This is a genomic window from Micromonospora sp. CA-249363, assembly GCF_050950185.1.
Taxonomy (GTDB): Bacteria; Actinomycetota; Actinomycetes; order Mycobacteriales; family Micromonosporaceae; genus Micromonospora.
Genome location: NZ_CP192020.1, coordinates 1,326,842 through 1,341,913, shown reverse-complemented (window position 1 = coordinate 1,341,913; position 15,072 = coordinate 1,326,842). Strand labels below are relative to the sequence as shown.

General features: G+C 72.5%; 9 protein-coding genes. 3 read left to right on the top strand and 6 right to left on the bottom strand.

Annotation, left to right across the window (positions count from 1 at the left end; translation table 11 throughout):
• Positions 1–456: 456 nt before the first annotated feature.
• The 4 genes from ACQPZK_RS06330 to ACQPZK_RS06315 form a co-directional block, all read right to left on the bottom strand.
• Positions 457–1,647: a tetratricopeptide repeat protein gene (locus ACQPZK_RS06330; RefSeq protein ID WP_433537393.1), complete on the bottom strand. Its 1,191-nt coding sequence runs from the start codon at positions 1,645–1,647 to the stop codon at positions 457–459.
• Positions 1,644–3,908, bottom strand: a complete 2,265-nt coding sequence (locus ACQPZK_RS06325; RefSeq protein ID WP_433537392.1) for a CHAT domain-containing protein — start codon at positions 3,906–3,908, stop codon at positions 1,644–1,646. Before ACQPZK_RS06325 ends, ACQPZK_RS06330 begins: the two co-directional genes overlap by 4 nt.
• Before the next feature lie 27 nt (positions 3,909–3,935).
• The gene (locus ACQPZK_RS06320) at positions 3,936–5,141 is read right to left on the bottom strand and encodes a tetratricopeptide repeat protein (RefSeq protein WP_433537391.1); all 1,206 of its coding nucleotides are present in this window, start codon (positions 5,139–5,141) and stop codon (positions 3,936–3,938) included.
• Between the two features lie 354 nt (positions 5,142–5,495).
• Positions 5,496–7,976 carry a glycoside hydrolase family 2 protein gene (locus ACQPZK_RS06315; RefSeq protein ID WP_433537390.1) on the bottom strand — a complete coding sequence of 827 codons (2,481 nt, stop codon included), beginning with the start codon at positions 7,974–7,976 and terminating at the stop codon, positions 5,496–5,498.
• Between the two features lie 110 nt (positions 7,977–8,086).
• Here ACQPZK_RS06315 and ACQPZK_RS06310 point away from each other — a divergent pair, with 110 nt between their 5' ends.
• Positions 8,087–9,106: a LacI family DNA-binding transcriptional regulator gene (locus tag ACQPZK_RS06310; protein ID WP_433537389.1), complete on the top strand. Its 1,020-nt coding sequence runs from the start codon at positions 8,087–8,089 to the stop codon at positions 9,104–9,106.
• 9 nt (positions 9,107–9,115) lie between these two features.
• Here the strand turns inward: ACQPZK_RS06310 and ACQPZK_RS06305 are convergent, their stop codons facing one another.
• Positions 9,116–11,464 (bottom strand): EAL domain-containing protein, encoded by a 2,349-nt coding sequence (locus tag ACQPZK_RS06305; protein ID WP_433537388.1) that lies wholly within the window; start codon positions 11,462–11,464, stop codon positions 9,116–9,118.
• A gap of 256 nt (positions 11,465–11,720) precedes the next feature.
• On the opposite strand from ACQPZK_RS06305, the gene ACQPZK_RS06300 reads away from it, so the two are divergent.
• Positions 11,721–12,113, top strand: a complete 393-nt coding sequence (locus ACQPZK_RS06300; RefSeq protein WP_433537387.1) for a PH domain-containing protein — start codon at positions 11,721–11,723, stop codon at positions 12,111–12,113.
• A 29-nt stretch (positions 12,114–12,142) separates the two neighbouring features.
• Here ACQPZK_RS06300 and ACQPZK_RS06295 read toward each other — a convergent pair whose 3' ends face one another.
• Positions 12,143–13,069 (bottom strand): 2-hydroxyacid dehydrogenase, encoded by a 927-nt coding sequence (locus ACQPZK_RS06295; RefSeq protein WP_433537386.1) that lies wholly within the window; start codon positions 13,067–13,069, stop codon positions 12,143–12,145.
• A gap of 159 nt (positions 13,070–13,228) precedes the next feature.
• Between ACQPZK_RS06295 and ACQPZK_RS06290 the strand changes: the two genes are divergently transcribed.
• On the top strand, positions 13,229–15,046 hold the full coding sequence (locus ACQPZK_RS06290; protein ID WP_433537385.1) for a SpoIIE family protein phosphatase: 1,818 nt from the start codon (positions 13,229–13,231) through the stop codon (positions 15,044–15,046).
• Positions 15,047–15,072 lie beyond the last annotated feature (26 nt).

Below are 15,072 nucleotides of genomic sequence, written 5' to 3'. Positions count from 1 at the left end.
CAGAGCCACGGGTACGCCGCACGCCCCACCACAGCCCCGCGTAGCTCGGGCCGGCACCCCGGCGCTCCGGCGCTCCGGCGCTCCGGCGCCAAGATCTGAGCAACTTCCCTGTTGTTGCTGCTTACGGCGCACGGAAGGCAGCAACAACAGGGAAGTTGCGCGAATCTTGGGGTGGGCGTTCGCCACCTGAGGAAGGTGCGGCCGCAAGATCGCGCAACAACCTGGATGTAGTGGCCTCGCGTTCGTCTCGAAGCACCTACATCCAGTTTCGAGCGCGATCATGCTTGCGCCCGCATGGCGGCCCCGAGCTGATCGTCATAGGACAGGCCGCAGGCCCGGCGGTCGCGGCCTGGTCGTGAGGCATCACGCCCATTTTCGGACCGGTTGTCGGCGCGAGTCCACGCGGTGGGCCCACCGACCAGACGCTCGGCAGGCGCGAGCCCGGGCGCGGGCAGGTCAGGTCGCGTCCTGCGCCCTTCTGCGTTCTTCGCGCAGCTGTTCGAGCATGGCGGTGTCGGATGCCAGGTCCGGGTGATCGACCTGGCGATCGAGATCGACGACGATTTCCAGCTCACGGATCGCCTCGTCGAGATCGCCCGCCACCCGGTGGAGCATCCCGATGTTGTAGCGGATGACCGCTTCGGCGGAGCGGTCACCCACCTCCCGTTGGACGGGTAGGGCCTGCGTGTAGTAGGCCATCGACCGCTCCGCATCCCGGAGGGTGGCGTACGTCAGGCCGATGTGATTCAGCGTGAGAGCCTCGCCCGCGCGATCACCCACCTCCCGGTAGATGTGCAGAGCCTGCCCAAAGTAGACCAGGGCCTGCTCCGGATCGCCGAGCAGCTTCTCGGCGGCACCTACCCTGCTCAGGGTGACCGCCTCGCCCGCGCGATCACCCACCTCGCGCTGGATGGGAAGCGCTTGCCCGTAATAGGCCAACGCCTGCTCACCGTCGCCGAGCCTCTCGTACACGGCACCGATGTTGCTCAGGGTGGTCGCCTCGCCCGCACGGTCACCCACCTCCCGGTGGATGGGAAGCGCCTGCCCGTAATAGGCCAACGCCCGCTCCCCGTCGCCGAGCCTCTCGTACACGGCACCGATATTGCTCAGGGTGATCGCCTCGCCGGCGCGGTTGCCCACCTCGCGGCGGATGGGAAGAGCCTGATCGAAGTAGGCCAGCGCCTGCTCACCATCTTGCAGCCTGTCGTACTCGACGCCGATGTTGTTCAGGGCGGTCGCCTCGCCGGCGCGATCACCCACCTCACGGTGCAGAGGAAGAGCCTGATTGAAGTAGTCCAGCGCCCGCTCGCTGTACCCGAACCGGCCGTACACCACGCCGATGCTGTTCAGCGTGGCCGCTTCGTTGCCGGGGTGGGCGGCTTCGCGATACAGGTGCAAAGCCTTCTCGTAGCTGGCCAGGGCCTGCCGAGCCTGCCCCGTCGAGGACTGCGCGCGCCCCAGGTCGTAGAACGCGCCGGCGTCGGGACCGAGAGTCAGCGTCGCGCGCGAAAGGGCGGCCACATCCGCGAACCGCGACCGGGGCAGCCACACCCTCGACACCAGGTCTCCGACGTGCTGGGCGATGCCCGACTCCCGGCCCGCCACCGCCAACCGGTGCACCTCCACCCACCGGGCCTGGGTGTTCACGACGTGGACCCGGGCGCCGCGTCGACGACCCAGATGCCGTAGAGGCTGCGGGCGGCCGCGGCGCAGGCCTGCGTGTGTTCGTCGTCGCTGAGTAGCGGACGGATCAGCGGGCGCAGGACGTTGGAGACGAAGTACCGGGGTTGGCCGCTCTCCGGGTCGGTGCCTTCTTCGAGCAGGCCGAGTTGGACGGCACGCTCGATGTGCCGGCCGGCGTCGGGGTGATCGTGGACGGCCCGGACGGTCTCGGCGGGTACGGGCAGTTCGATGACGTTGACCTTGGCGAGCATCCGTTGCAGTTCCGGGTCCTGCGAGCCGAGCAGGTTCTTGGCGAGGATGGTTTCGCGGCGGAACTTGTCGGTCTCCCGTTCGATGGCGCCGATGAGACCGTCGACGTCGAGGGTGCCGTCGCCGACGATCAGGTCGAGCCAGTCGAGCAGGCGGGGGTTGCCGGCCGCGGCTTGGACGGCGCGCTCGCGGATGTCCGGGTCGACGGAGGATCGCGGACGCAGGTTCGGCAGGTTGGCGAGCTTCTTGGCCTGCTCGGTCGGGTTGAGGGTTTCGAGCGACTCGACCACGACGGTTCCGGCCGGGGTGGGGAAGCGGTAGCGGCTGGTGATCACCACTCGACTGGGGCTGCCCGTCTCGCGAATGGCCTTGAGCAGGGCCGGGAGGATCTCCGCCATCTCCGCGGAGAGCACATGCCCGCCGTCGCGTTCGTCGAGGTTGCCGTCCTCGAAGTCGTCGAAGACGAACAGGCAGGCGGTCTGCCCGAGTGACCCGTCGACGTCGAGCAGGTGCCGGAGGCGTACGACGAGGGGCGCCTCGTCGTTGGCCAGCAGCCGGTCCGCCTCGACCTGTTGTTCCAGGGTGGGGAAGGACACCTTGGTGGCGAGGTCGCGGAAGCTGGTCAGGTCGACGCGGCCGTACCAGACGGCGCGCTGGTGGTTGGGCATCCGTTCCAGCAGCCGGGAGGCGAGGCTGCTCTTACCGAGGCCGCCCATCCCCTGCAGGACAAGGGCCTGGGCCGCGTCGGCGCTGCCCGCAGGCCTTCTGAGCGTACGCAGACAGCGCTGGATGACGCGCCGTCGTCCGACGAAGGCGGCGCGGGGGGCAACCCGGGACAGATGGGTCTGCGGGTCCAGGAAGTCCTGGTCGGCGGGGCGGACGCGGGTCCGCGCACGTCCCCTGGTGAGCAGAGGCGTGACCATGGGGGCGAGCGGCGATGAGTCGGCGTAGACGCGCAGCAGGTGCCAGTTGCCGTGCTGGCGTGCGTACAGGTGCTGCCGAGCCTCGACGATGGCCCGGTCGAGGGACACCCCGTCGGCCAGGGACCGGTAGAGCTCGGCGGCGAACTCGGTGGCGGCGAGGTCGCTCACCGGCAGCGCCCATCCCAGGACGGCGGGTGCGCCGGCGTTGACCAGGCTCTCGCTCATGGAGGGGAACGCGCCGGCATGGGGAGCGTTGCCGGTGAGGCAGCCGGAGACGAAGATCAGGCGCGGCCAGTGCCCGGCCATCGCCTGGACGATCTGGTCGGCGGTGGCGTCGACGCGTCCGCCGAACTCGTCCTCCATCAGGAAGACGGGTTGGTCGTCCGCGTCGATCGTGGCGTGGCCACTCAGGTGCAGGACGTCGAAGTATCCCGGGCCGTAGTCGCGGCTGAGCAGGCGCAACCCGTTCAGGGTGCCACTCTCCTCGACGACCAGTTCGGCGCCGGTGCGGGCGGTGGCCTCCAGGATGGCGGCCTCCTCGGCCTCGTACCTGAGCTCGGGTTCGACGCCCTCGGGAGAGGTGGCCATGAACAGCACCCGCAGCGGCCGGTTTCCCGGAGCGACCGGCCCTCTGCGGGCGGTGTCGTCGCCCGCGGCCCGTACCGGCAGCAGCGGCGCCGCGCCGGAGACGGCGAGGTGTGCGCCGTCCGCGGCGAGCAGTTCCCAGGGCAGGTGCCGTAGCCGCCCCGCGCCGGTGATCCGGAGTGTGGCGCCGGGCGGCTGATGCAGGATCGGGGTCAGCCACCGCTCGTCGCCGTCGAGGAAGGCGGCCAGCCGTGTCCCGAGGTCGCGTAGGTGCGGGGAGCCGAAGACCTGTTGAACCACGGAGTGCGGGCTGTAGTGGCGCTCCACCCGTTCGATGAGCTGGTCGATGGCGGTCTGGTCCAGGGCACGGGTCTTCGGCCGTCCCCCGCCTGGCGACAGGCGCAGCTCGGAGTGGTCCGAGGTCCGTTCGAAGATCTCCAGCTCGTACGTGTTCAGGTCACCCGCCACAGTGGTCTCCTCCCCCAGCCACAGTGCTCACCGCTCACCCCCGCCGGCATCGAGCATCTGGGCGAGGATCGCTCGCATCTGATCCAGCTCCGGATGGTTCGTCTGCTCGGCCAGGCGCACCGCGCGACGCTGGTACTCGACGGCCTGGTCCATCTGCGTCATGGTGAAGAGCAGGACCGCCATGTTGGCGCTGGCCGCCGCCTCGGACCTGCGATCGCCGACGGCACGCAGGGCCTCGAGCGCCCTGTCGAACGCGTCCTTCGCGCCGACGAGGTCACCCTGGTGGAATCGGACCGTCGCGGAGTTGCTGAGGGTGATCGCTTCACCCACGCGGTCGCCGACCTCCCGCTGGATGGCCAGGGCCCGCGCGTAGTGCGCCAGCGCCTGCTCCGGCTCGCCGAGGCGGTCGTACACCATGCCGATGTTGCTGACGGTGGTCGCCTCGCCGTTGGGGTCACCAACCTCGCGTGCGATCGGCAGCGCCTGCTCGTAATAGGTCAGGGCCCGCTGCACGTCCCCGAGCCGCTCGTACGCCATGCCGATGTTGTTGAGGGTGGCCGCCTCACCGCCCCGGTCACCGACCTCACGTCGAATGGGAAGGGCCTGCGCGTAGTGCGCCAGCGCCTGTTCCTGGTCCCCGAAGCGGCCGTACATGCGACCGATGTTGTTGAGGGTGATCGCCTCGCCGGCGCGATCACCGATCTCCCGTTGGATGGGGAGACTCTGTGCATAGTGGGCCAGCGCCTGCTCCCGATCTCCCCAGTTGGCGTACGTGATGCCGATGTTGCTCAGGGTGGCTGCCTCGCCCTCTCGGTCGCCGACCTCGCGTGCGATGGGGAGCGCCTGCTGGTAGTAGGTCAGCGCCCGATCCCAGTCCCCGAGCCGGCGGTACGCAGCGCCGATGTTGTTGAGCGCTGTCGCCTCGCCCACGCGGTCGCCGACCTCGCGGGTGATGGACAGCGCCTGCCCGAAGTACGTCAACGCCCGCTCCCGATCCCCGAGTCGGTCGTAGGCGGCGCCGATGTCGTTGAGCGTCGCCCCCTCGTTGCCGCGGTCGCCCTCCTCGCGGTACAGGTGCAGGGCCTGCTGGTAATTGCCCAGGGCCTGCCGGGGCTGACCGGTCGCCGACTGCGCACGCGCCAGGTCGAAGAGGGCTCCCGGGTACGGACCGAGGGTCAACGTCGCGTTGGCCACCGCCGCGACGTCCGCGAACCGCGACCGGGGCAGCCACACCGCCGATACCAGATCCCCAAGCTGTCGGGCGATGGCCGGCTCCCGGCCCGCCACCGCAAGGCGATGCACCTCCACCCAACGGGCGACCGTGGTAGCCGCCCCTTGGCGCACCGCCGGGCTTGGTCCTTCCGTCAACCCAGCACCTCCCCGGGCCGATCCGCCCTGGACGGTCACCATTCTTGGCCCCGGACGCCAACCTCGCTGCCGCCGGGAGAGTCCGGGATCCGACACCACGCGGAAAGGGTCGGAACCTCGCCATTCTCGCGATCTTGCACTTTCTGTGCCGACACAACGGGTATTTCACCCGTATCGACGACAGAAACTGCAAGATCGGCGGGAACGTGAGGCGGGGAGTCAGGTCAGGTCGTTGACGGCGCGCATCACCGGTCGGGTGGTCAGGGCCGCCGGGTCCAGCGGGGCGCCGGACCGCACGGTGAACGTGGTCGACTCGCCGGGCAGCAGCGTGACCAGCGCGTCGTCCACAGTGGCCCCCGGGTCCAGCCGGTCCGGGAAGAGGGTCAGGTCGCGCAGCACCGTGCGCGCCGTCACCCGGACCCGCTGGCCACCGTCGACCGGCTCGACCGTCGCGTCCCAGGCGGCCGTCGGCCACGGCACGTCCCGGTCCTCGGCGAAGAACCACAGCGCCCGTTCCGCCGTGTCGCCGGCCTCCGCGACCAGCAGCTCACGACGGCTCTCGTCCGGCCGCGCCAGCTCCGCCGGCAGCGCCAGCGTCACCGAGGAGTACGGCGGGGCGTCGAGGTCGACCGAGGTCTTCGCCCTCGGCTCCCCGGTGAGGGTGACCCGCGTAACCGTGACCGGCACGGTCCACGGCTCGCCGGTCTCGTTCACCGCGACGAGGGCCAGCCCAGCACCGGCGGGACCGCCACCGCCGGCGGGTCCACCGCCGTCGCGGGGTTGCACGGTCAACAGACGGTCGGCGTACGCGTGGCGCAGCGCGTACCACAGGGGTTTGCGGCGGCCGTCGCCGTCGACGGCCGACCAGGACGTCACCGGCCAGCAGTCGTTGAGCTGCCAGACGATCGTGCCGGCGCAGACGCTGCGATGGGAGCGGAAGTGCTCCACCCCGAGCTGGATGGCCCGCGCCTGGTTGAGCTGCGTGAGGTAGTGCCAGTCGTCGAAGTCGGCCGGAGGGGGCAGGTGGGCGTCGAGGCCGCGCTGGAGTTTGGCGTCCCCGCCGACGGCCTTCTGGTGGTGGGCCATGCCCGGCGAGTCGGGGGCCAGGGGTTCGTCGCTGAGCGCCCGCCGCAGGGTGGCGTACGTGGGCGGGCCCTGGTAGCCGAACTCGGCCACGAAGCGCGGCACGTACTCGCGGTACTTCGTGTAGTCGTCGGTGTTCCACACGTCCCAGATGTGGGTGGTGCCGTGCGCCGGGTCGTTGGGGTGGATCGCCTCGGTGCCCGACCAAGGGCTGCCCGGCCAGTACGGACGGGTCGGGTCCAGCTCGCCGACGACGCGGGGCAGCACGTCGAGGTAGTAGCCGCGCCCCCAGGTGCGCCCGGCCAGCGGTTCCTGCCAGTCCCAGTCGTGCCAGCCCCAGATGTTCTCGTTGTTGCCGGTCCAGAGGACCAGCGACGGGTGTGGCGTCAGGCGGGTGACCTGCTCGGCGGCCTCGGCGGCCACCTCGGTGGCGAACGGCTCCTCCTCGGGGTACGCGGCGCAGGCGAAGAGGAAGTCCTGTTGGACGAGCAGGCCGCGCTCGTCGGCGAGGTCGTAGAAGTCCTCCGACTCGTACCGGCCGCCGCCCCAGACGCGCAGCAGGTTGACGTTGGCGTCGGCGGCCTGGGCGAACCGCTCGGCGAGCCGCTCGCGGGTGATCCGGGTGGGGAACGCGTCGTCGGGGATCCAGTTGACGCCCCGGACGAAGACCGGCACGTCGTTGACCGAGAGCGCGAACGGGGTGCCGTGCTCGTCGGGGGTGGTGTCCAGCCGGACGGTGCGGAAGCCGATCCGCCGCGACCAGGCGTCCAGTGTCTCGCCATCCGGCGCGTGCAGGGTCACGTCCAGCAGGTGGCGGGCCTGCTCGCCGTACCCCCGGGGCCACCAGAGCGCGGGCTCGCGGACGGCGAGGGTCAGCACGGCCGTGCGCTGCCCGGCCTCGACGACCGCCTCGGCGCGGACACCGCCGACGGCGGCCCGGACGGTCAGTGGGACGTCCGAGGCCCGCTCGACCTCGACGTGCACCTCGACCCGGCCGTCGCGGCCGTCGAGGGTGACCAGCGGGCGGACGGTGGCCAGCCGGGCGGTGGACCAGGCGTGCAGGCCGATGTCCTGCCAGATGCCGGCGGTGACCAGCGTCGGCCCCCAGTCCCAGCCGAAGTTGCAGGCCATCTTGCGGACGAACTGGAAGGGCTCCGGGTACGCGTTGGGCCGGTCGCCGAGTCGGTCCCGTTGCGCCTCGGCGTAGCGGTACACGGAGTCGAACGCGACGGTCAGCTCGTTGTCGCCGTCGCGCAGCAGCGCGCGGACGTCGAACCGGTAGCTCCGATGCATGTTCTCGGTACGGCCGACCTCGACGCCGTTGACGCTGACGGTGGCAACGGTGTCCAGGCCGCCGCAGACCAGGTCGACGCGGTCATGGTCGCCCGCCGGCGGTTGGAAGGTCGTCCGGTAGCGCCAGTCGGCGCGGCCGATCCAGGCGAGGGACAGCTCGTTGTCGTCGAGGTACGGGTCGGGGATCAGCCCGGCGTCGAGCAGGTCGGTGTGGACACACCCGGGCACGGTCGCCGGCACGGGCCGGTCGGCGATCTCCGGGGGTACGTCCACCCCGGATGCCGCCCGCAGCGTCCAGCCGTCGTGCAGGGCCTGTCGGCTCACGATTCACCGCACCTTCGTGATCGAGACGTTAGCTGAACCGGATAAGCTCAGCCACCGTACGATCCGACCTCCGGGCTGTCAAAACCCCTGAACCGCTAAGGAGCACGCCGGTGAAGCGGCCGACCATCGCGGACGTCGCCCGACGCGCGGGGGTGTCCAAGGGCGCCGTGTCGTACGCGTTGAACGGGCAACCCGGCGTCTCCGAGGCCACCCGGCAGCGCATCCTCGCCATCGCCACCGAGATCGGCTTCAGCCCCAGCAGCGCCGCGCGGGCACTGTCCGCCGCCACCGCCCGGGCCGTCGGCCTGGCCCTGTGCCGGCCGGCGCGCACGCTCGGCGTCGAACCGTTCTTCATGGCGCTGATCAGTGGCGTGGAGGCCGAACTCTCGGCCCGCTCGTACGCGCTGACGTTGCAGGTGGTGGCCGACCACGACGCCGAGATCGCCGTCTACCGGCGGTGGTGGGGCGAGCGCCGGGTGGACGGGGTCCTCGTCTGCGACCTGCGCACCGACGACGAGCGCATCCCCGCGCTGGAAGAGTTGCGCCTACCGGCCGTGGTCATCGGCGGGCCGGACGGCACCGGGGAGCTGGCCAGCCTCTGGTCGGACGACGCGGCGGCGCTGACCGAGGCGGTGGAGTACCTGGTCGCGCTCGGGCACCGCCGGATCGCCCGGGTCGGTGGCCTGCCCGACCTGCGGCACACCGAGATCCGTACCGACGCCTTCGCGGCGGTGTGCCGACGACTCGGGCTGACCGAGACCGTCACCGTCTTCTCCGACTACACCGGCGAGGAGGGCGGGCGGGCCACCCGACGACTGCTCAGCGCGACCGCGCGCCCCACCGCGGTCGTCTACGACAACGACGTGATGGCCATCGCGGGGCTCTCGGTGGCCCAGGAGATGGGCCTGAGCGTGCCGGCCGACCTGTCCATCGTGGCCTGGGACGACTCGCCGCTGTGCCGGCTGGTGCACCCACCGTTGACGGCGCTGGGCCGCGACATCTCCGCGTACGGCGCGCACGCGGCCCGGCACCTGCTCGGCGTCATCGCGGGCGAGCCGGCGAGCCGGTTGCGGGACGAGACGCCGCAGTTGACGGCGCGCGGCAGCACCGCACCGCCGCAGCGGAGGTGAACCGGTTCATCACCGGTACGCCGAGGGAAACTCCTCGAAGTACGCCTCGACGCGCTCGGCGGTCGCCGGGCGGGACAGCGCGAAGCCCTGCCCGTAACGGCAGCCGGCCCGGTGGGCCCCCTCGACCTGGGTGGGCGACTCCAACCCCTCGGCAACGATCTCCACGCCCAACCGCTCACCGACGTTGACCACCACGTCGATCAGCGGCGGCTGCCCGGTCGGCTCCGCCCCGACCAGGTCAGGCCCCACCTTCAGCAGGTCGATCGGCAGCCGGCGCAGGTGGGCCAGGGAGGCGTGTTCGGGCCGGAAGTCGTCGAGCGCGGTGCGTACGCCCAGCGACCGCAGACCCGCCAGCCGCGCGACCACCGTCGACAGGTCGGCGGCGATCCTCGGCTCGGCCACCTCGACCACCAGGCGCTCAGGCGGCACCCCGTACGCGGCCATGATCGCTGCGGTGCGCTGCACGAAGTCGGGCGTGGCAAGCTCGCGGGTGGTCACGTTGACGGCCATCCACAGCTCCCGGGAGCCCGCCGACCAGGCGGCCAACTGCCGGCAGGCCCGGTCCAGCACCCACCACTCCAACTCGCCGACCAGATCCAGATCCTCGGCGACCGGCAGCAGCTCGGCCGGGAGCACCGTGCCGAGCACCGGGCTACGCCACCGCAGCAGCGCCTCGGCGCCCACCGGCTGCCGGTCGGTCAGGTCGAGCACCGGTTGGTAGACCAGGTCCAGCTCGCCCCGAGCGACCGCGCCCGGCAGCTCGCGTTCCAGGTCGAGCCGACGGACCAGCTGCTCCTCCAGGAACGCGTCGTACCACTCGACCCGGTCCCGGCCCAGCTGCACCGCCCGCCGCCGGGCCAGCTCGGCCTGACGGAGCACGTCGGCCGGCCCGGACCCACCCACCTCGGCCAGCCCGATGCTCGCCTGCACGCGCAGCACCGAACCGGCCAACCGGTACGGCGAGGTGAGCGTGGCCAGCAGCCGGGTGCCCAGCGCGTACGCCAACACAGGCCCCGCGCCGGTGACCACCGCGAAACCGGCGCCGGCGCAGGCGGTCACCAGGTCGCCGGGCCCGACGACCGCCCGCGCCCGCAGGGCGGCCTCGGCAAGTGCGTCCTCGCGGGCCACCGGGCCCAGCCCCTCGATGCCGTGCAGCTCCACCAGCAGCAGCGCACCGGCCGGCGCGGACACGTCACCGATCGCGGCGAGGGCGGCGAGCAGGGCCGCCCGGTCCCCCGGCCCGTCGCCGGCCGGGCCGAGACCATGGCGCGACCAGGAGACACCCGTGTCGGGCCAGGTGGCGTCGGCGTCGGCCGCCGGAGTCCACGAATCAGGTGTCGTGGCCTGCCACGGCGGTTGCGGCTCCGGGTGGCGGACCGGGTGGGCGGCGACCCGGCGGTGCGCGGCGGGCCGCTCGGGTACGCCCGCGTCACCGCCGCGCAGCAGCTCCCGCAGGACCAGAGGCGGCACCGCCGCCAGGGCGAGCAGCAGACTCACTCGGTCCGGAGTGCGACCGGAGCCGAGGTGCAGGCCCGCCGCGAGCAGCAGCACCGACGCCGGGAGCACCGCCCGCGGCCAGGTCGTGGTGGGTGAAGCGGCCGGCGGCGTCGAGCTGGCCGACGTCACCGCCGTTGTCGCGCCCAGGGCGGTCAGCAGCATGCCGAGCACCAGCGGCGGCACCGCGAGAAGCGACGCGCGCCCCGAGGACACCGGCGGCAGGATCGTCAACAGCGCCAGGCCGATCAGGGTGAGCAGGAGGCCTCCCCGGCAGATCGCGTGGCCCGAGCGCCGTCCGACACCCGTGAACGCGCTGAGCGCGGCGATGCCCAACCCCGCCAGCACCAGCGCCGCGAGCAGCCGGGCCGGCGCGGGGAGAGTGCCGACGGGCAGGAGCAACCACCCGGCGAGGGTCAGACCGACCGTCGGGCCGGTCGCCTCGACCAACGCCCGCAGTCGGGTCGGCGCGGGCGTCCGTGCCGGGAGCCGACGTACCCCGCTCACGGACAGGGCCGCGACGGTGAGCGACCCGAGCAGCGCGACCGCGCGCTGCCGGGCGTCGACAAGCGGCAGCGCCGCCGCGACCCAGCCGGCCGCCACCACCGCCGCGTCGAGCAGGACCGCCCCCACCCGCCCCGACGGGCCGGTCGACGGCGGTGCGGTGGACCGCTGGGCGGCGAGCCGGGAGAGTCGTACGCCGGCCAGGGTGGCGCCCGCGCCACCGGCCAACGCGATCACCACCGGGGTCGGGACCACCCCGGCCACGCCGGCGAGGACGAGCAGCGCCACGGCCGTGGACACGGCGGCCTCCGGGGCCGCCCGGCGGGGGGCGAGGAAACGGAACGGGTACGCGAGGAGCACGGCGGTCGCCTTCGTGAGGGGGCACGGGGCGGTGCGGCGGCGCGGGTGGAGCGGTGTGTGTTGCGGTGGTGTCGCGGTGGCGCAGGGCGGCGGATGTTGCGAGTCCGCTGCCCAACACTGGGAAACGACCGGCGACCGGATTGGTTACGCGTCGGCCATCGGCACGAAGCAGTGACTCGTGTCACTGTACGGCGTGCGGGCCCCGGTGACACCGCCCGCCGCGACCCCCGCCGACCAGGGGTGGGATCATCGCGGAGTGAGTACGCCCGACACGGTCCGCTTCCGTTTCAACCAAGCCATCCTGGTCGCCGCGGTCATCGCCTTCATCGGCGCGCTGCCGCTGGCGAACGCCCGGGCGTACCTGCTGCCGGTGCTGCTCGTGCCGCTCGGCGTCGGGGTGTGGGCCTGGCGGGCCGGCACCGACGCCGATCCCCGCGAGCTGCGCCTTCGGGCGCTGTTCGGGCAGCGCCGGATCGGTTGGGACCGCGTGGTCGAGTTCGTCACCGACGCACGGGGGCGGGCCGTCGCCCGACTTGACGACGGCCAGCAGGTCCTCCTACCGGCGGTACGCGGCACGGACCTGCCCCGCCTGGTCTCGGCCACCGGCCAGACCCTGCCGGACGACTCCGCCGAAACGCCCGGCGCCTGAGCCCGTGCGGTTCGACCACCGGCCCCGGCTCAGTAGCCGTCGACCACCGTGTTGGTGAGCGGCTCACCGGCGGCGAACCGCCGCACCTGCTCACCGACCAGCCGGTACGCACGCGGCAGCAGACCCCGCACCGACCCCGCAACGTGCGGCGTGAGCAGCACGTTCGGCATCGTCCACAGGGGAGACTCGGCGGGCAACGGCTCCGGGTCGGTGACGTCCAGCGCGGCCGAGATCCGGCCGGTGGCCAGTTCGGTGACGAGCGCGTCGGTACGGGCCACCGGACCTCGGGCCGCGTTGACCAACAGCGCCCCGTCGGGCATCGCGGCCAGGAAGTCCTTGTCGACCAGACCGCGGGTCTCGTCGGTGAGCGGCACCAGCACCACCACCACGTCGGCGGCGGGCAGCAGTCGCGGCAGCTCCGCGACGGCGTGCACCGACTGCTCCGGCCGGGCACTGCGGGCGACCAGGGTGAAGCTCACCCCGAACGGCGCGAGCCGATCGCGCACCGCCGCGCCGATCGAGCCGGCACCGACGATCAACACCCGCTTGCCGCTCAGCTCGTCGGTCGGCACGTTGCCGTCGTACGCCCATTGCCGCTGCGCCTGCGCGCGGGCGAAGGCGGGAAACGCCCGGAGCTGAGCCAGGATCGCGGTGACCACCCACTCGGCGGTGGACGGATCGTGCACCCCCCGGGCGTCGCAGAGCGTGACACCCTCGGGCATCCGGTTGACCCAGGCGTCCGCCCCGGCGGAGAGCAGTTGCACCACCTCCAGGTCGGGCAGCTCATCCAGCAGAGCGGTGGCGTCCGAACCGCTCAGGAACGGCGGCACCCAGAAGCGGACGTCGGCCACGGTCGACGGCAGGCGGTCGGCGCGTTCGGCGACCTCCACCGTCACGCCCGGAGGCAGCTCGCCGACGAGGTCCAGGCCGGCCTGGTGCGGAATCCATACCTTCACGTCCGCCGACGATAGCCGTCGCCACGAGGGCCGGCGCGCGCACGGCGGGAACCCGCGCCCCGGGCGAGACACGACACACCGGTGTCCGACCCGTCCGTGACGAGGTATAACCGAGAGTCGGAGGGCGGGTCCGCCTCCGTCCCGGCAGACAGGTGTTCGATGACCGACGGCTCCCCCGCCCACGCGCGACGTTCGCCCGCCCCACCTCCGGCGCTCGGCGACGCGGCGCGACTGCGTGCGCTCGCCGACACGGGCCTGGACGCCGCCCCGGACGAGGCGTTCGACCGCTTCGCCCGACTGGTCAGCGACCTGCTGGAGGTACCGGTCGCGCTGGTCTCACTGGTCTCCGCCGACCGGCAGTTCTTCCCGGGCGCGGTCGGTCTGCCGGAGCCGTGGTCGCAGCGGCGGCAGACCCCGCTGAGCCATTCGTTCTGCCAGCACGTGGTGGACATCGAGGTGCCGATGGTGCTGCCGGACGCCCGGCTCTACCCCCGCGTACGCGACAATCTGGCCATCGACGACCTCGGCGTCGTCGCGTACGCCGGAATGCCGTTGACCGACCTCTCCGGCCGGGTGCTCGGGTCGCTGTGCGCCATCGACAACAAGCCCCGGGCGTGGACCGCCGGACAACTGCGGACCCTGTCCGACCTGGCGGCGGCCTGCTCGTCGGAGTTGCGCCTGCGGATCGCGCTGGACGGGGCCGAGGAGGCGCGTCGTCGAGTGGTGCAGGCGCACGAGCGCCTGGAACTGCTGGCCGGGGTGAGCGAGACGCTGGCCGGCACGTTGGACGTGGGCACGTCGCTGCGCCGGCTCGCCGCCGCGATGGTGCCAGTGCTCGCCGACTGGTGCGTGCTCATCCTCGCCGGGCCCACGGGACAGCCCCGGGAGGTCGTCGCGGCGCACGAGGACCAGGCCCGGACGCCGGACGTCGACCGCTTCGCCGCGCTGCTGCGGACCGGCCTGAACCAGGAGTCGGTGATTCGCGCGGTGATGCGGACCGGCCAGCCCCGGCTCGGTCCGATGGCGTCGCCTGCCGACGTGGCCCGGGGCACCACGGATCCGGAGCTGCCGGTGATCGCCGAGCGGTTGGGCATCGCCTCGTACCTCAGCGTGCCGGTGCGGGCTGCCGGGGGCACCGTGCTCGGCGCCATCACCCTGGTCAACGCCCCGGGCCGCCAGCAGTTCGACGACCGCGACCTGCTCACCGCCGTGGACATCGGCCGCCGCGCCGGGCAGGCCATCGGCAACAGTTCGATGTACGGCGAGCAGCGGCACGTCGCCGAAGTCCTGCAACACAGCATGCTGCCGCGGCTGCCGCTCGTACCGGAGCTGGAGCTGGCGGCCCGTTACCAGCCGGCCGCCGACCGGGTGGAGGTCGGTGGCGACTGGTACGACGCCTTCGTGCAGCCCGACGGCGACCTGATCGCGGCGATCGGGGACGTGGCCGGGCACGACATCGAGGCCGCCGCGACCATGGGTCAGCTCCGCAACCTGGTACGCGGCAACGCGTTCGGACGGCGGGACGACGTCGGGGCGCTGGTGAGCCATCTGGACGACGCCATCCGTGGTCTGCGGCTGCCCATCGCGGCCACCGCCACGCTGGTGCGCATCCGCCCTGAGCGCTCCGGAATCCGCGAGGTGACCTGGTGCAACGCCGGGCACCCGCCGGCCCTGGTGGTCCGTGCGGGCGGCACGGTGGAGGTGCTCGAGGCGGCGCCGGAGCCGCTGCTCGGTCTGGCCCGGCCAACGCCACGGACCAGCCGGTCGACGAGCCTCGCCCCCGGAGACACGCTGCTGCTCTACACCGACGGGCTGATCGAGCGTCGGGACCGGTCCATCGACGACGGGCTCGCCGAGTTGGTGGACAGGTTGAGCCGGTCCGACACGCTGCCCCTGGATGAGCTGTGCGACCTGCTGCTCGCCTCGATCCACCGCCGCGAGGACGACACGGCGCTGCTGGCGGTCCGAGCCCGCTGAGAGCGGTGGACCCCGGCCGGGCCGTT

Bases quoted from the DNA above. Each gene is read 5' to 3' on its own strand.
- ACQPZK_RS06290 (WP_433537385.1), top strand. From the start codon at position 13,229: ATGACCGACGGCTCCCCCGCCCACGCGCGACGTTCGCCCGCCCCACCT.